Source organism: Bermanella marisrubri (assembly GCF_012295615.1).
Taxonomy (GTDB): domain Bacteria; phylum Pseudomonadota; class Gammaproteobacteria; order Pseudomonadales; family Oceanobacteraceae; genus Bermanella; species Bermanella marisrubri.
On the sequence record NZ_CP051183.1, the window covers coordinates 1,490,522 to 1,507,566 of the forward strand.

At 45.7% G+C, this 17,045-nt stretch carries 15 protein-coding genes and 1 riboswitch; of the genes, 4 read left to right on the top strand and 11 right to left on the bottom strand.

Translation table 11 applies throughout. The features are described 5' to 3' along the window. Window positions 1–37 precede the first annotated feature (37 nt). A complete protein-coding gene (locus HF888_RS06885; RefSeq protein WP_007017583.1) occupies window positions 38–1,189 on the top strand; it encodes an acyl-CoA dehydrogenase family protein in 1,152 nt (383 codons plus the stop codon). Continuing rightward, window positions 1,186–1,416, top strand: a complete 231-nt coding sequence (locus tag HF888_RS06890; protein WP_007017584.1) for a putative signal transducing protein — start codon at window positions 1,186–1,188, stop codon at window positions 1,414–1,416. The genes HF888_RS06885 and HF888_RS06890 overlap by 4 nt, the downstream gene beginning before the upstream one ends. Window positions 1,417–1,437: 21 nt before the next feature. Here HF888_RS06890 and atzF read toward each other — a convergent pair whose 3' ends face one another. The 8 genes from atzF to HF888_RS06930 all read right to left on the bottom strand — a co-directional run bounded on the left by atzF (window position 1,438) and on the right by HF888_RS06930 (window position 12,500). Further along, entirely contained in the window at window positions 1,438–3,249 is a 1,812-nt protein-coding gene (atzF, locus tag HF888_RS06895) for an allophanate hydrolase (protein WP_007017585.1), read from the bottom strand. Further along, window positions 3,246–6,914 carry an urea carboxylase gene (uca, locus tag HF888_RS06900; RefSeq protein WP_007017586.1) on the bottom strand — a complete coding sequence of 1,223 codons (3,669 nt, stop codon included), beginning with the start codon at window positions 6,912–6,914 and terminating at the stop codon, window positions 3,246–3,248. The genes atzF and uca overlap by 4 nt, the downstream gene beginning before the upstream one ends. A gap of 75 nt (window positions 6,915–6,989) precedes the next feature. Then, complete coding sequence (locus HF888_RS06905; protein WP_007017587.1) at window positions 6,990–7,628, bottom strand: urea amidolyase associated protein UAAP2; 639 nt, start codon at window positions 7,626–7,628, stop codon at window positions 6,990–6,992. Window positions 7,629–7,638: 10 nt separating this feature from the next. Continuing rightward, the gene (locus HF888_RS06910) at window positions 7,639–8,373 is read right to left on the bottom strand and encodes an urea amidolyase associated protein UAAP1 (RefSeq protein WP_007017588.1); all 735 of its coding nucleotides are present in this window, start codon (window positions 8,371–8,373) and stop codon (window positions 7,639–7,641) included. Window positions 8,374–8,398: 25 nt separating this feature from the next. Next, window positions 8,399–9,184: an ABC transporter ATP-binding protein gene (locus HF888_RS06915; protein ID WP_007017589.1), complete on the bottom strand. Its 786-nt coding sequence runs from the start codon at window positions 9,182–9,184 to the stop codon at window positions 8,399–8,401. Next, window positions 9,181–10,014, bottom strand: coding sequence for an ABC transporter permease (locus HF888_RS06920; protein ID WP_007017590.1), 834 nt, complete (start codon window positions 10,012–10,014; stop codon window positions 9,181–9,183). The genes HF888_RS06915 and HF888_RS06920 overlap by 4 nt, the downstream gene beginning before the upstream one ends. Window positions 10,015–10,079: 65 nt before the next feature. Further along, window positions 10,080–11,120: a putative urea ABC transporter substrate-binding protein gene (locus HF888_RS06925; RefSeq protein ID WP_007017591.1), complete on the bottom strand. Its 1,041-nt coding sequence runs from the start codon at window positions 11,118–11,120 to the stop codon at window positions 10,080–10,082. A gap of 59 nt (window positions 11,121–11,179) precedes the next feature. Beyond that, window positions 11,180–11,313, bottom strand: a riboswitch (guanidine-I (ykkC/yxkD leader). A gap of 329 nt (window positions 11,314–11,642) precedes the next feature. Next, window positions 11,643–12,500, bottom strand: coding sequence for a LysR substrate-binding domain-containing protein (locus HF888_RS06930; RefSeq protein ID WP_007017592.1), 858 nt, complete (start codon window positions 12,498–12,500; stop codon window positions 11,643–11,645). Window positions 12,501–12,668: 168 nt separating this feature from the next. Between HF888_RS06930 and HF888_RS06935 the strand changes: the two genes are divergently transcribed. Together HF888_RS06935 and HF888_RS06940 are read left to right on the top strand one after the other, a co-directional pair. Then, window positions 12,669–13,571 (top strand): DMT family transporter, encoded by a 903-nt coding sequence (locus HF888_RS06935; protein ID WP_007017593.1) that lies wholly within the window; start codon window positions 12,669–12,671, stop codon window positions 13,569–13,571. A 33-nt stretch (window positions 13,572–13,604) separates the two neighbouring features. Then, a complete protein-coding gene (locus HF888_RS06940; RefSeq protein WP_007017594.1) occupies window positions 13,605–13,814 on the top strand; it encodes a 2-hydroxymuconate tautomerase family protein in 210 nt (69 codons plus the stop codon). Window positions 13,815–13,900: 86 nt separating this feature from the next. Here HF888_RS06940 and HF888_RS06945 read toward each other — a convergent pair whose 3' ends face one another. The 3 genes from HF888_RS06945 to HF888_RS06955 all read right to left on the bottom strand — a co-directional run bounded on the left by HF888_RS06945 (window position 13,901) and on the right by HF888_RS06955 (window position 16,924). After that, complete coding sequence (locus tag HF888_RS06945; protein ID WP_007017595.1) at window positions 13,901–15,466, bottom strand: BCCT family transporter; 1,566 nt, start codon at window positions 15,464–15,466, stop codon at window positions 13,901–13,903. Between the two features lie 158 nt (window positions 15,467–15,624). After that, window positions 15,625–16,410 (bottom strand): UDP-2,3-diacylglucosamine diphosphatase, encoded by a 786-nt coding sequence (locus HF888_RS06950; RefSeq protein WP_007017596.1) that lies wholly within the window; start codon window positions 16,408–16,410, stop codon window positions 15,625–15,627. A 10-nt stretch (window positions 16,411–16,420) separates the two neighbouring features. Beyond that, window positions 16,421–16,924 carry a peptidylprolyl isomerase gene (locus HF888_RS06955; RefSeq protein WP_007017597.1) on the bottom strand — a complete coding sequence of 168 codons (504 nt, stop codon included), beginning with the start codon at window positions 16,922–16,924 and terminating at the stop codon, window positions 16,421–16,423. Window positions 16,925–17,045 lie beyond the last annotated feature (121 nt).

The following is a 17,045-nucleotide window of genomic DNA, read 5'->3' on the forward strand; positions in this document are numbered from 1 at the left end:
TAACAATAATATAAAAAATTGAGGTAAAGGTGAGACCATGACGCATCCCTATTTTGATGAAACGCATCACGCGCTACGTGACAGTGTTAAACGATTTGTCGATCAGGAAATTTTACCTCATGTAAACGACTGGGAAGAGCAAGGCAGTTTCCCCCGTGAGCTTTATAAAAAAGCAGGGGATGCTGGCTTTTTAGGTTTAGGCTATGCCGAAGAGTTTGGCGGCACGCCCGGTGATGTATTCCATAAGCTGGTATTCTCAGAAGAAATCATGCGCAGCACCAGTGGTGGTCTAGTGGCCAGCTTAGGCTCCCATGATATTGCGTTGCCTCCCATTGCCAAATGGGCCAGTAAAGAACTGAAAGAACGCGTTGTACCGCAAGTATTAAGTGGCGATAAAATTGCGGCCTTAGCGATTACCGAACCCAGTGGTGGCTCGGACGTAGCGAATATTAAAACCCGTGCCGAAAAAGTCGAAGTTGACGGCAAAGCCTTTTACAAAGTCAATGGCAGTAAAACGTTTATTACCTCGGGCGAACGTGCCGACTTTTATACGGTAGCCGTGCGCACCGGCGGCGATGGCTATGGTGGTGTGTCTTTAATCCTGATTGAAAAGGGCACACCGGGTTTTAGCGTCGGCCGAAATCTCAAAAAAATGTGCTGGTGGGCATCGGATACTGCTGAGTTATTTTTTGAGGATTGTTTGGTGCCTGCGGAAAATTTAATTGGTGCAGAGAATACTGGCTTCTTCGCCATAATGACCAACTTCCAAAGTGAACGTCTGATGTTAACCTCCATGGCCAACATGACCGCTGAACTGGCCCTTGATCAAGTGATGCAATACAGTAAAGAGCGTGAGGCATTTGGTCGGCCTATTGGCAAATACCAAGTGACCAAACATAAGCTAGTGGAAATGGCGACCAAACTGGAAGTCAGCAAAACCATGATGTATCAGGTAGCGGCGCAAATGCATCGCGGCGTGGATCAAGTGAAAGAAGTGAGCATGGCCAAAAACTTTGCTACGGATACCAGTGATTATATCACTCATCAAGCAGTACAAATCATGGGTGGTATGGGTTTAATGCGCGAATGTGTAGTAGAACGCTTATATCGTGATAACCGCATCCTGTCTATTGGCGGCGGTACCCGTGAAATCATGAATGAAATTATCGCAAAACAATTAAAGTTATGAGTATCAGACTAGCTTACGAAGCGACCAATTCCATTGAGGCCAACTTGCTAGCTGATGTATTACGCCAACACGATATAGCAGTACGTGTGGACGGTGAAATGCTGCAAGGTGGCGTGGGTGAAATTCAAACCATGGGCATTGTACGTGTGCTCGTAGACGAGGCGGATTATGCGTCCGCCCGTGAGGTCATCAAACAGTGGGAGAACGGTGAGTTCACCGCCTCCTGATGTTTTACGCTTTTATAAAGCCTACAAGCTTTTCATATAGGCGCGCCAGCCGCCAAACTCGGTAATGTCTTTTGCATCACTGATGCCATAGGGTTCGCAAATGAACCCTGACACCACTGAACCATCTTCAAGTTTCACTTTACCGATGCCCAAAGGTGCAGGTATGCCTGCCACAAAACTACCAAATTCTTGTTTGGGTACCGACCAAATTTCACATTCGATGTGGGTGCCGTTGGCTTCATCCAAAACGAGCCCAGGTCTAAACGGCGGGCCACCAGCCAATGCATACATGCGATAGCAAGGTGCCGTTCGCGTTGCTTTTTTGAATTGCGCATTGCGTTCTTTTAATTGCCAATTGAGCGGTAGACCATCTAAGTGTGCACCGCATACCATGACGTCAATGCTATGCGAATGCTGAACGGTGGCGAGTTCAGGGTAATTCATTTTCACATCGCTTGTGCCTAATGGCAATTTGCTTTCACCATGAAAACGACGGGCAATGGAAAGCAGTTTGCGATCTTCCATGGCGTTGCCAACTAGCGTTAAACCAAACGGAAAACCTGAGCTGGTGAACGTGGTTGGAAAGGCCACGGCACTGTAATCCAATAGGTTCATGTAATTGGTGTAGTAGCCCAATTCATTATTGTATTGAATGGGTTCTTCCAATAATTCTTGAATGGTGTAGGGGCGACCAGCCGTTGGAGTTAATAAACAATCGACGCTATTCAAAATCTCATCACAGATGGTTTTAAGGGCGGCCAATTTGTATTGGGCTTTAAAGCAATCGGTTGCGGTAAGGCTACCACCGGGTTCGATGATTTTGCGCACCGCAGGGTGTATGGCATCCGGTTGGGTTTGGATCATATTCTCGATGGCCACATAGCGTTCGGCCACCCAAGGGCCTTGATACAATAATTGTGCAGCTTGCAAGAAAGGTGAGAAGTCTACTTCGACCAATTCAATATTTGGGTTTGAGGCAATTTTATCAATAGATTGCCAATAGGCTTCTTCATACTCCTTTGAGCCAAAGAAATTCAAATCGGATTTAGCAACGATGCCGATTTTAAGCGCTTGTGCATTTTGGCCGTAATGTCGTGGTTTGTTATCGTAAACATTGTGACGACTGTAGGCATCGGTTTCATCATAGCCCTCGGCTGCGCTTAAAACGGTATTGGCATCATCGGTATTCAAGGAAAAGATCGTCATGCAATCGAGGCTTTTACATGCGGGCAACATGCCTGTCGCTGATAATAGACCGATGCTGGGTTTGGTGCCCACTAAATTGTTAAAGCAGGCGGGTACTCGACCTGAGCCAGCGGTATCCGTGCCTAAACTAAAACTGACTAAACCTAAAGCAACGGCAACACTGGAACCGGAGCTAGAGCCGCCACTAATATAGTCTGGCTTAAATGAATTTTTAACCGGACCATAAGGGGAGCGCGTACCGTTTAATCCTGTCGCGAATTGATCCAGATTGGTTTTACCAATGGGTATCGCTCCTGCCTCAATTAGCTTGCTGACCACATAAGCAGAGCTGTCTGGTAAAAAAGCAAATTCAGGGCAGGCTGCCGTGGTTTTAATACCTGCTAAATCAATATTATCTTTTATGGCAAAGGGAATGCCCCAAAGCGGATAGTCTTCTGGCTTTTTATTCTTCAATGCGTCGATATAGGGCGCAATTTCTTGTTTTGAAAGTAAGTGCGTCCAAATATTGTAGTCTTGATAGCCTTCGCACTTTTCTAAAATGCTATCGATAAGTGCATCAGGGGTTATTTGGCCTTTCAAATACTCTTGGCGCAGTGATTCGATGCTCATGTTGGTTGTGGTATTCATTGTACTTCCTCACTGGCAGGTGTTTCTTTTTGCTGCTGTTCTGAATCTTCTTGAATGGTTGCTTGGTCATCAATGACCACTAAGGGTTGTCCGGCACTGACACCTTGGCCGCTATCCAAAAGAACATGGGTCACTTTGCCACTACATGGCGCAACCACTGGGATTTCCATTTTCATGGATTCTAAAATCATGAGTTCTTGACCGGCTTTCACGGTATCGCCAACGGCCACTTGGTTTTGCCATACGCTACCGGATACCGAGCTATCAATAACGGTGTGATCTTCTGGCCAATCGTGTTCTTGATCAGTGGCAACCACTTCCTGTGCCTTGTAATTAAACTGACCTGTGCGATGCCATTCCGCTAATTCGTCAGCAAAGGCGTTCTGTCGTTTTTGTTGAAACTCAAGAATGCTACTTTCATTGTTTTCAAGGAATTTGTTGTATGACGTTAAGCTGAATTCTGTTTCTTCGATTTTTATCGGGTACTGACCCAGAGGAAAATCTTTGCGAATACGCTGTAGTTCTTCGCTGGAGACTTCGTAAAAACGAATTTGATCAAAAAAGCGCAATAGCCAAGGTTGAGTGAATTCTTTGGTATTGCGATAGCGATTCCACATTTGCAATGTGCGGCCGACGAATTGATAACCGCCGGGGCCTTCCATGCCGTATACACACATATACGAACCGCCAATGCCGACCGAGTTTTCAGCTGTCCATGTGCGAGCCGGGTTGTACTTGGTTGTCACCAAACGATGGCGCGGATCAATAGGCGTTGACACAGGCGCCCCTAAATAAACATCCCCTAAGCCCATTACTAAATACGATGCGTTAAAGACGATATCTTTTACTTCGTCGATGCTATCCAGTCCGTTGATGCGGCGAATAAACTCTAAGTTGCTTGGGCACCAAGGAGCGTCCTTGCGCACGCTTTGATCGTATTTTTCAATGGCTTTCTTGCAAGCTTCGTCATCCCACGATAGTGGAATATGAACAATGCGAGAGGGCACACTGAGCTCACTCAGTTGCGTGAGCAAATAGCGTTCGCCTTCCATTAAATGATCGATCAGGGATTGATGATTGATTATTTGGCTATCGTAATGGACCTGTAGTGATCGAATACCTGGCGTTAATTCTTTAATGCCATCGATGCTGTTTTTTTGCAGCCATTGCATTAATGCGTGGGCGCGAAAACGCAATTCAATATCCAAAATTTGTTCGCCATACTCCACCAATAAAAAGTGATCACCGGCTGCGCGATAAGTAATATCAATACCAGTCTCAGTGGCAGGTGTACTGGCTAATATGGGCGAACTAATGGCTGTCGTTTGAAAATGCGGCTCATGGCCAACTAGATTCTGAATACTTTCCAGCTGCTGTGCCTCCAATGTGTTAGCGGTTTGCAAAGAAACCGGTACAAAGCGAATGCGATCACCTGCTCGTAATTGTCCGAGTTTCCATAAGTCTGCTTGAATGACCGTGGCGGGACACACAAATCCACCTAGGGAGGGACCATCCGGCCCTAATATCACTGGCATATCGCCGGTGAAATCCACGGTGCCAAAAGCATAGGCATTATCGTGAATATTGGAGGGATGTAAGCCTGCTTCGCCGCCATCTTTGCGTGCCCATTCGGGTTTAGGTCCGATTAAGCGAATGCCCGTGCGGCTGGAGTTGTAATGCACTTCCCATTGATGTTCAAAGAAGGTTTCAATGTCTTGCTCGGTAAAAAAGTCTGGCGCGCCGTGGGGACCATAAATGACTTTAAGCTCCCACGTATTTTGAATACTAGGTAGAGAATTTTCCGTTAGCGATTGACCGCTTTTCGCTTGATTACTTTCGTTCAGTGGCGTTAGTGCAAGACAGTCCCCTGTATTTAGTGCGCGCCCATTATGGCCACCGAATTGTCCTAGGGTAAAGGTGGAGCGAGAGCCAAGATATTCAGGGCATTGAATACCACCATGGACACATAAATAACTGCGCGCCCCTTGATCTTTGATTCGACCCAGTTCTAGACATTGCTGAGGTTGGATATTAATGACGGTCCATAGCGGAATTGGTTGCTCATCCAATTTGGCCTCAATGTCGGCACCAGTGATAACGATCTGTGTGGCGCTACTGAACACTAATTTTGGACCTTGCATGGTGATTTCTAAACCAGCGGCATGGCTTGGGTTATTTAATAGCTCATTACCTAATCGGAACGATTGATTATCAAACGGACCTGAGGGTGGAACGCCAACATCCCAGTAGCCTTGGCGAGCAGGATAATCTTGTATGGTGGTTTGCGTACCGCCGCTTACTACATCAATGCGGTTTGGATGGAATGCATAATCGTTTAAATAGCGAGTGGTCATTTCGCCGTTTAATAACACAGGCTCCTGCGTCAGTGCGATAAGATAGTCTAGGTTCGTTTGTGAGCCATAAAGGCATGTATCTTTAAGTGACTGAGTTAAGCGAGAGAACGCTTGCGCTCGATCGTCTCCATGCACAATGACTTTGGCCAGCATAGGATCAAAATAGGGTGGCACTTGTATGCCGGCTTCTATCCAATGGTCAATGCGAAGGTGGTCGGCTTCAGGAAAATCCACTTGTGTTAACAAACCCGGGCAGGGCTGAAAGTTTTTATAAGGATCTTCTGCATAAATACGAACCTGAACAGAATGGCCTTTCGCGGTTAGTTGCTGGCGCTTTTCGTTTAAGGCCAGTTGTTCACCACTGGCTAAACGCAGCATCCATTCCACAAGGTCAATATCGTAAACCGTTTCTGTTACACCGTGTTCGACTTGTAAACGGGTATTAACCTCTAAAAAGTAAAACTGTTCTTCATCGCTATCGTATATAAATTCCACCGTGCCTGCGTTGCGATAATTCACACTGGCAAGTAAGGCCTCGGCGGTATTGTGTAACTGCTCGCGAATAGATTGGGATAAGTTGGGAGCTGGGCATTCTTCCACTACTTTTTGGTTACGGCGCTGACTGGAACAATCACGCTCACCTATGGCGAGGGCGTTGCCTTTACCATCGGCAAATACCTGAACTTCGATATGACGTGCATTGGTGATGTATTTTTCTAGAAAAATACCATCGTTGGAAAAGTTATTGCTGCCTAAGCGCTTTACGCTATCAAATGCGTTTTCTAAATCCGATTGGTTTTGGCATAGCTGCATACCAATACCGCCACCGCCAGCGGTGCTTTTTAGCATAACCGGATAGCCAATCTGTTGTGCGGTTTCAATGGCGGCAGCTAGGTCTTTCAATAAACCACTGCCAGGGGCTAATGGGACATTTGCTTTTTCTGCTAGATCCCGTGCTTCGTGTTTTAAACCGAAGACTTGAATTTGATCAGTAGTAGGGCCAATGAAGGCGATGTCGTTTTGTTCGCACAGGTTTACGAATTCGCTATTTTCACTTAAAAAACCATAGCCCGGATGAATGGCTTGGGCGCCGCACTTTTTCGCGATGGCGATAATTTTTTTCATATCAAGGTAGGTGGCAGCGGCATTGCCTTCACCAAGACTGTAAGCTTCATCTGCATGGCGTACATGCAAGCTTTGATGGTCGCTTTCTGCATAAATAGCGACACTGGTTACATTGAGTTTATTTAGAGTGCGGATAATGCGTGTAGCGATGGCACCGCGATTCGCAATTAGGACTTTTGAAAACATGTTCACCTGAGCCGGGCCGTCCCGGTGTGTACTTTCAACGATGGCCGTCCATCGAGGTTATTGATCTTGACGTTGTTACTCAGCCCAAACGATGAACTCTATGGGAGTTGGGTTAAAACCATTACAAGGGTTGTTCAACTGCGGACAGTTGGAAATCAAGACGATGGTATCCATGTGGGCGACCAGCTCGACGTATTTACCCGCGCCAGAAATGCCATCAGCAAAGGTGAGTCCGCCATCTTCGGTCACTGGCACATTCATAAAAAAGTTAATGTTATGGCCAATGTCGCGTTTGGTGATGCCGTATTCAGGGTGTTCGGCGATGGCAAGCATCCAGCTGTCCCGACAAGAGTGCATACAGCGTTTTTCTAAATCGTAACGCACGGTATTGCTTTCAGTAGAGCACGCACCACCCAAAGTATCATGGCGGCCACAGATGTCTGCGGTAATTTCCAACATGACATTGTTCAGGTTGGAGCGAAGCTTAGTGCCGGTTGTTAAATACACATTAGCTTGTTCGCGCATGGTATCCATGGCGCTGTAGCGCTCACTGGCATTGTGGGCATTGAAGAATAAAGTGTCCGCTGCTTGATTGCCTTTGAGATCCAAAATCCGAAAGGTTTCACCTTTTAAAACAACGCCAATGAAATAATCACCAGCATCAATCACTTTACGAAAGCTGGCATTACTGATTTTTAAATTAGAACTTTGCATGATGGTTTCCTTACGCGATCAGACCGAGATGGTAAAGCTGATTATTTTTGAAGCCCCGTAAATTTTCTTCGCGGAAGTTCATACAATAATCGTCCTCTTGAATGTCATGGGCGGTGCCCAATTCAATTTGTATGGATTCTCTAGGATAGATCTCGGCTGTATTCAATGGGTGAGGGCAGGTATGCAGTAGCACTAACGTGTCCATTTCAAAACGCAGTGTAACAGTTTGTCCAGGTGCCTTATTGTCTTGAGCAAGTATGAGTCCACCATTTTGATCGGTAACAACTTGGCTAAACCAATTGAGGTTAGAAGCAATGTCTTTGCCGTTGAGACCGTATTTGGCGAGCTCGACCAAAAATGCGTCGTAACCATTTTGCATCCATTGGTTGCGGTCGTTCTGATAGTCCCTTTTGCCCCAGCGCTCTTCGATATGCTCTGCATGGCTATTTCCCATGACGGTGTCATGCCAACCGAAACTGTCTTCCACGATAGAAGCGAAGATACGTCCCATGTCGGAGTACAGGCAATTGCCTTGGGTGAGCTTAAAGGTATGCTGACATTTTAAGGTGTCGGGCGCGTTGTAACGCTCTAATAGATTTTCCGGGTTATAAAATAACATTCCAACATTGCCTAAACCGGCGGTATCGGTCAGTCGCATGATGGTGCCGCGTCGAACACGCAGCGACCAATGACTGCCAGATGGAATGTGAGTTGTGTAATCAATAGAACGGATAATCTCGCTCATCTTGATCTCCTTTACTAGCGATTTGTTACGATGCATTCGCGGTAATAGGGCGAATTTCATCATCAATGGTTTCGTATAAAGCAGGGTCGGTTTGCCCTACGGGAATGTCATAAGTGATGGAGGCGCCATAGCGATTCGGTGCTTGATGATCGACTCGCAATTTATCGAAAACCCAAAGGCGGGTGCCTAAATAGAATCCTTCTTTTAAATCATGGGTGACCATGAAAACCGTGAGTTTGTGTTCTTTACAAAGTCCTAAAACCAATTCATGCATGTCAGCACGAATACCTGGGTCCAATGCTCCAAAGGGTTCGTCTAATAAGAGAATCCGTGGCTTACCCAAAAGGGCTTGCGCAATAGCCAAGCGCTGCTTCATCCCGCCAGAAAGTTCATGAGGGTATTTGTTGAGCGCATGATCTAAGCCGACTTTTTCTAAAATACTGGTGGCTTCTTGTTTGGCTTGCTGTTTTTTCTTGCCAAACAAATAACCGGTAATGCCTTTGGCTTGAAAGCCTTTGGTGGCCATGACGTTTTCCAATACGGTCATGTGTGGGAAAACAGAGTATTGTTGAAAAACAATACCGCGATCCGGGCCAGGTTCGTCTGAAATGGGTTTACCATCCAGTAGGATTTCTCCTTTGCTTGGATTGACGGTGCCCAATAGCATGTTTAGGAACGTGCTTTTACCACAACCCGATGTGCCCACGAGCGTGATAAATTCACCTTCGTAAACTGTGGTAGAAAGGTTTTCTAAAATGACGTTGTCGCCGTATTGTTTCCAGACGTTTTTGACTTCAATCATAGGATTCATGACTTACCTCCTTGTTTCGAATTGAGGTCGTGCCATGGGAATAAAAGCTGACTCATTTGACGCAATGACAGATCAATTAGAAAAGCCAACAGAGTAATCCAGGCAACATAGGGCAGAATCACATCCATTGCCATGTAGCGGCGTACCAAGAAGATTCGGTAACCCAAACCATCGGTTGCAGCTACGGCTTCGGCAGCAATCAAAAACAACCAACCAGCACCTAGCGATAAGCGCACGGCGTCAATAAGCTTGGGCATGATTTGAGGCAGTAAAACGCGAATCAGAATTTGCGATGTATTGGCACCAAGGGTTTGTGCCTTAACGAGTTGCTCGCTTGGCACCTCTTGCGTACGACGTAAAATATCGCGGGCGATAAATGGGGTAATACCAATGGCAATGAGCATTACTTTGGATAGTTCACCCAAGCCAAATACGATAAATAATATTGGTAAAATAGCCAGAGGCGGAATTAAAGATACCACAGTTAATAATGGCGAAAGCCAAGACGAGAATAGTGGTAACGATCCCGCTAAGAGACCAATCATTAAACCGATGGTAGCGGCAATGGCAACACCTAAAGCTAAGCGCGTTAAGCTGCTGGCAGTATCCTGCCAAAACACATAATCACCGGTACGTCGGCTGGGCTCGAAAGCCATGCGAGAAAAGCCATCACTAATTTGTGCAAAGCTGGGTAGTAGTTTGTCGTTGGGATTGGCTTCCAAGCGCAAGTCTGAACTCACTAGATAAATAACGAGTAAAAGTGCGAAGGGCAATAACCCTAGGAAAATACCCAAGGGTTTATTGGGTTGCCAATTAATAAGTCGTTTCATATCGGGGCCTTTGTTCTCGTAGTAGTTGCAACTAAGAATGGCGCCACAGAAGAGGCGCATTCGAATTACAAACTTCCGTCGGCGGCCATCTGCATGTAGGTTGGATCGAAACGAAGTTGAACATTGCTGCTATTACCAAAGGTACCTGCTGGCGTTTCAATGCCTATGTAACCAGCATCAGGAGCACCTTCTCCTAGCAAACCATGAGTGAATGAAAACTCAGCCACGTTTTTCATGGTTTTAACAAGATCGGCACTGTTGGTTAATTCAAGTGCTGCTTTGGGTGTGTAGAACATTTCTGTGCTGGCTAATTGTGCTTCATAACCGGCAAGGTCGGTACCAGAGGCTTCGGCCATATAGGTTTTCGCTTTGGTTGCAGCTGAATCAGAGCCGCTCATTTTTGACATAATTTCATACCATGCACCTGTTAGCGCTTTCCCTAGTTTAGGGTTAGCTTTCAGGGTTTCGGTATTGATAACTAACAAGTCTATAATTTCACCAGGGATTTTTGATGAGTCGAAAACTTTGGTGCTGTTTGGCATGGATTCGATTTCGCTTAGCAGTGGGTTCCATGTAGCAACGGCAGTTACGTCGTCTGTGCTGTATGCAGCCACCATGTCGGCATCTGAGGTATTTACAACGGTTAGATCTTTTTCACTTAAACCAACGCTATCTAAACCACGGGCTAATAAGTAGTGAGAAACGCTAAGCTCAACAAGATTTACTTGCTGACCTTTAAGATCTTTCAGGCTGTCGCCGTCTTTTAATACAACACCATCGTTGCCGTTGGAGAAGTCACCCACGATAAGTGCTGTGCTATCAACACCACCCGCGGCTGGAATCGTAAGCGCATCCATGTTGGTCATGGTGCAAGCATCGAATTCGCCAGCAGTGTATTGGTTAATAGACTCAATGTAGTCGTTGATTTGAACTACTTCGATATCGATGTCGTATTTGTCGGCCCATTTATCGACGATACCTTGCTCTGCGCCATAGGCCCATGGCATCCAGCCAACGTATATGGACCAACATACTTTGAAGCTGTCAGAAGCATGGCTAAATGATGTAAGCGATAAGGTAAAAAGAAGTGCTAAAAAGCGTTTCATGGAAGACCCTCTCAGTCTGCTCAGTTACACGGAGTACCCTCGGCATTAAGGCCAAGATCTTCTCCCGGGCTTTTGTCCCGCCGTGTAACCTATGCCTTAACGAAAAGGGGGAGGTCGAATGCTCTTGGACCAGTCATCAAGGCTATCTCTTCAATTATGTGCGAGCCTGATCGGAACCCTAGCGTTCTATTTCAAATTATTTTGTCTGTCCTATATGACAAGGGTACGGACGATTATGGTTTTGCAAAGCGAGTGCCAAATCTGTGCAAACCTAGGTTTATCAGGGGCTTCTCTGTAAGTTGATTAGAAAATAGGCGCCATCAAATATATTAATGCACCCATGTTGGGCGATAAGTCGCTTGCGTGCTTCTTATTGGGTTTAAAACCCTGCCGTATCGTGCAAATAGTATTTAGCGATGGCCAAAACCAGCATAAGGGTAATCAAAACTCTCAGTAGTAAATGCATGTTGTTCATAATGGCTACCTCTCTTTTTTCGTTTGTTTGTTAGATAGCTGCAAAGATCAGGTTGGCTGACAGCATTCGATAAAGTCCTCAATCGTACTATCTGTATTGTCTTTTCGCCAAATGCAATGGGTTACTGAGTCACTCCATTTTTTGGGAAGTGTATGGATTTTCAAATTGTGTTTGTGCGGATAGGCATCAACCAAGCTTCTTGGAATCATACCCACACCCATACCCGCGGCGGCGCAACCCAATAGCGTATGGTATGACTGTATTTCGATCACGTTGGGGATATTACTGCCTTGTGCGAGCCAGCCAGTTAATCGTTTACGGTAAGCGCATTTATGATTAAAGCCTAGTACTGTGGGCGTTTCTCCCAAGTCTTTTGGGGAGCGTATCGGTTTGTGGTTTAAGCTAGAGACTAACACCAAGGATTCTTTATATAGCGCTTTGCTTTGTATTCTGGAATCACTGACGTTTCCATCAATGAAGCCTAAATCGATCTCGCCTTCGATGACCTTTTCTATTAGTGCGCCAGTTGGGGCGGACGCTACGCTGAGTTCAACATCAGAAAATTGCTGATGAAAGGCGTTGAGTGGATCACTTAAACGAGTGGCCATTACTGCTTCCATGGCGCCTACTTTCAATGAGCCTCTTGTTTGCTGATCTATTAGATCGGATTTAGCTCGTTCCACTAAGTTTAGAATGTCGTCGCAATAGCTTAAGAGTTGTTTGCCAGCAGCGGAAATATTCAAACGGTTCTTGTGTCGAATAAATAAAGGTTTGCCCAGTTCGCTCTCCAGTTTTTGAATACGAGCGGTCACGTTGGAAGGCACACGATTAAGTACCTCGGCCGCCTTGGTAATGCCGCCACTGAGGACGACTTGTCTAAATACCGTGAGATCAGAAATTTCCATGGCATACCTTTTAATACTTGTGGCGTCACAACGCGTTGGCAGTTGTACCGCCTAAATACGCTATGACTATATTTCTATATTTATGAACGATAAATTCACAATTATTCACTATTAATGAATATATTTTGGACTTAAACTGACGCTATGACAATCAGTAATGGATTTAAAATGTCGATAGATTCAAAAGCGAAAGGGTATGTCTTTGGTCTTACCGCTGTATTGATTTGGTCTGGGTTCGTTTTAGCCTCTCGCCAAGGTGGTTTAAGCGAGCTGAATCATTTTGATGTCATTGCACTTCGCTATGGCACCTGTGCTTTGTTGTTGCTGCCTTTGTGGTGGTTTAAGTATCGCTTTAATGTTTTTCAAACTAAATATATCGCTATCGCTTTAGTCGGTGGGTTGGCTTATGCATTGTGTACATTTCAGGGCTTTCAACTAGCGCCTGCGTCACATGGGGCACTGTTGCTGCCCGGCACTATGCCTCTATTTATATTTATTCTGGCCGTTATCGTTGGGCAAATACGCGTCGAGGCAATCAAGCTTTTCGGAATTGTGTTAATTTCATCGGGTGTGGCTTTGTTATTTACCCAGCAACTAATGATGGATGGTGACAACAATAGTGTATTGAAGGGAGATGTTCTGTTCTTACTAGGCGCTTTGTGCTGGGGAGTTTTTTCAATACTTATAAAGCATTGGAATATCCCACCATGGCATGCTGTGATTAGTTTGGCTTTACTGACGTGCTTAGTTTATTTGCCTTGGTACGTAATGTTTTCTCCAAAAAACATCGACGTTGCCGGGGCAAATTCAATTCTATTGCAAATGTTTTATCAGGGTTTTTTAGCAACGATTGTGCAACTCTATTTTTACGGCCGTGCCGTTGCGGTTTTAGGCGCAAGTGGTATGGGAAGCCTGATGGCACTGGTCCCTGTCATTGCAGGCGTATCGGCTATTTTTGTGTTTGACGAGCCAGTGACCTTGTATCTTATCGTTGGCTTGTGCGTAGTGACGATCGGCGCTTGGTTGACGCAACTGGAGAAAATTCAATGGAAGCGAAAATTCGCTTCTTAAATGTGATGTTGCAAAATAGAAAGGGAAAACTGGATGCCGTACGTAAATATTAAAATTACTGATGAAGATGTGACACCGGAGCAGAAAGCGCAATTAATCAAAGGTGCAACGCAATTACTGGTGGATGTATTGGATAAAAACCCAGCGACAACGGTTGTCGTCATCGACGAAGTGAACACAGATAATTGGGGTGTCGGAGGCGAAGTAGTGACGGATTTGCGAGCGAGTCAGCAGAAAAAGTAAATTATTTTCAAGCGAAAATCGAATGCTTAGTTGTGATCAACTAAGCACTCAACGCAACACTAAAAGTGAGCAAGTAAAACTAAAATTTACTTGCCTTGTTCTTTTTGCATTTGTTTTGCAATACGCGGTGCAGTCCAAAGGCTAGGTAATAGAATCAAAGAAACCGGCACAGCGGTTACAACAATAAATTTCTGAAGTGCAGAAATACCGCCAGAGCCCATGCTGATGAGAATCGCAGCGATCACACCCATCATGATACCCCAGAAAATACGAACACCTGTGTGCGGATGATCGTGTCCTGTCATAACCATAGAGACTGCATAGGTCATGGAATCACCTGTGGTGGCGACGAACACTGTGGTTAAAATCAAAAACAGTACCGACATGATAAAGCCCATGGGTAGATTCTCGGTAATCGCCAATAGAGCCGCAGGCAAGTTGAAGCCTGTAAAGGGCTCTGAAATCACCCCTGGGTTTTCTAATTCATAGAATAAACCTGAGCCACCCACGATGGTGAACCAAATACAGGTAATCACGGGAGCCAATACAGAAATCAGCAAAATCATGTCACGAATGGTGCGACCACGGGAAATGCGCGCCACGAACATGGCCATGAGCGGGCCATAACCTAAGAACCAACCCCAGAAGAATACCGTCCACCAATCTAGCCAGGCAGGATTCGCACGAAAGGTAGCCATAGGAATGAACTGATCAATGTAGGTGCCAAAGCTTTGTAAGAAGCCATCTACTAAAAATGCAGTTGGACCAAACACCAAAATCACCAACATCAAAACAACCGCCAAAATGACGTTGAAGCGACTCAGGATTTGTATGCCTTTTGTCACGCCGGTAACCGATGAAATGGTATAGAGCGTGATTAAGCTGCCTAAGATCACGAGCTGCGTGGAATAGGTATCGGGAATGCCAAATAATTTGTCGAGGCCAAAGCTGACTTGCAGACCTAAGAAACCAATGGGGCCAACTGTACCTGCTACCACTGCAAGTACACATGCCGCATCGGTAAAAGTGCCGATTGGGCCTTTTAAAGCGCGTTCTCCAAATACAGGATAAAGCAGAGTACGAGGCTTTAATGGTAAGCCTTTTTCATAATGCAGGTACATGAACACAATACCCGTTAGACTGCCTAAAATGGCCCATGCTAAGAAGCCCCAGTGCATGAAGCTTTGTGCCAGTGCGTTATGGGCCGCCGCTAAAGAGCCAGCTTCGGCATCGCTAAATAAAGGTGGTTGAGATGTGAAGTGCGCCATGGGTTCGGCCGCTGCCCAAAACACGCCACCACCGGCGAGCAGGGTACACATAATAATGGACGTCCAGCGGAAGGTGGACATCTCAGGTTGATCGGTACCACCCAGAACCACATGACCTGTGCGACCAAAAGCGAGATACAAACCAATAAAAAACGTGAATAGTAATAGAACCTGCCAATAAGCTCCAAAAAGTTTGGTTGAAACAGCAAAGCTTTGATTGACGGTAGTGGATACCAAGTCTAAATCGTAAAGGGCAAGAAGAGCGAAAAGTAAAAGAAGGCCGCCACTGATGGCAAATACCGGAAGGTCGACAAGTTGATACCAAGCCTTGGGTGGACCTTGAGCCGCAGGTGTGCGGATCGATTCTTGTTTAATATTTTCCATGCTAGACCAAATAATGGATGAGTGTTTAGGTTGTATAAAAAAACGGCCTGTCTCATATGAGGCAGGCCGTCCTTAATGGCTAAAAGGATTTCATAAAACGCGCTTATGCTCAAGCTGAAATCCTGGAATTTTTGATGAGATTTGTAACAGAACGAATCCTAATTAGATTCGTCGATTCTGGGTAAATCAAACTGCACAAAATCGAATCCGTCAGCATCAACTTTCAAATACCAACCCTTGCGATACCAATCGCCCAAGACGAGGCGCTGGCGCAGCTCACCTTGGTTTTCCCACTGGTGAATGTTGGGACGGTGGGTGTGACCATGAATCATGTGACGGCAATGGTTTTGCGTTAATGCGAGATCCACTTCCTCCGGCGTCACATCCATAATCGCTTCGTCTTTCATGCTATTGCTGCTTTGGCTTTCATCGCGCGCTTGGTTGGCAAATGCCATGCGTTCTTCAATGCTTTTGCTCAGGAATTCCGCTTGCCAGCTTGGGTTGCGGGCCATTTGACGAAATTCCATATACGCTTCATCAAGCGTACATAGACTATCGCCATGCATGAGCAGAGTCGGTTCGCCATTAAGTTCAATCACAGTCGGGTCTTCTAGCAATTCACAGCCGCTTTCTTCACAAAAGCGCTCGCCGATGAGGAAGTCGCGATTGCCGTGCATGATGTAAATTTTCACACCGCGCTCGGAAGTGGCTTTTAACAACTGTTTGATTTTTTCGGAAAAGGGATGAGGTACGTCATCGCCAATCCAATAGTTGAAGAAATCGCCTAGGATGAATAGGGTGTCGCCCGCTTGCGGTTGAAGCATGAAATCGTAGAAACCCGCGGTAATGCGGGTTTCTTCCGGTGCAAGGTGCAAATCACTGATAAACCAGGATGTACCTTGGGGCGCGAATGCAGAGTTTTGTGTTTTATAATTATTCGACATACTGCAGACGTTACTCGACGATTTCTGCGCTTTCAATTAAAACTGGTTCAGCAGGAACGTCTTGGTGGCCTGCAGCCATAGTTGTGCGCACGCCTTTGATGCGGTTGACCACATCCATGCCTTCTACTACTTCACCAAACACGCAGTAACCCCAGCCTTCAGCGGTTTTACTCGTGTGATCTAAAAAGCCGTTGTCTTTCACGTTAATGAAGAATTGGCTAGATGCACTGTGCGGATCCATGGTACGAGCCATAGCGATCGCACCGACTTTGTTGCTTAAGCCGTTGTCTGCTTCGTTTTCAATGCTGTCTTGAGTGGTTGGCTTTTGTGACATGTCTTCATTCATGCCGCCACCCTGAATCATGAAGCCATCGATAACGCGATGAAAGATAGTGCCGTTGTAGAAACCGTCCTTCACGTAGTTGACGAAATTTTCAACAGTTTTAGGCGCTTTTTCCGCGTTTAGTTCAAGCTTGATGTCGCCAAAGCTGGTTTTTAATACCACTTGTGTCATAGGAATACCTTTCAATTTGGGATTCAGTTGCTTTTAAGGATGATTGCTGTATTAAGGATGGCTATAATACGGCTTTTGCGCCTTGGCCGCCAGAATCCGAAAACCCAATTGTTTATCAGGA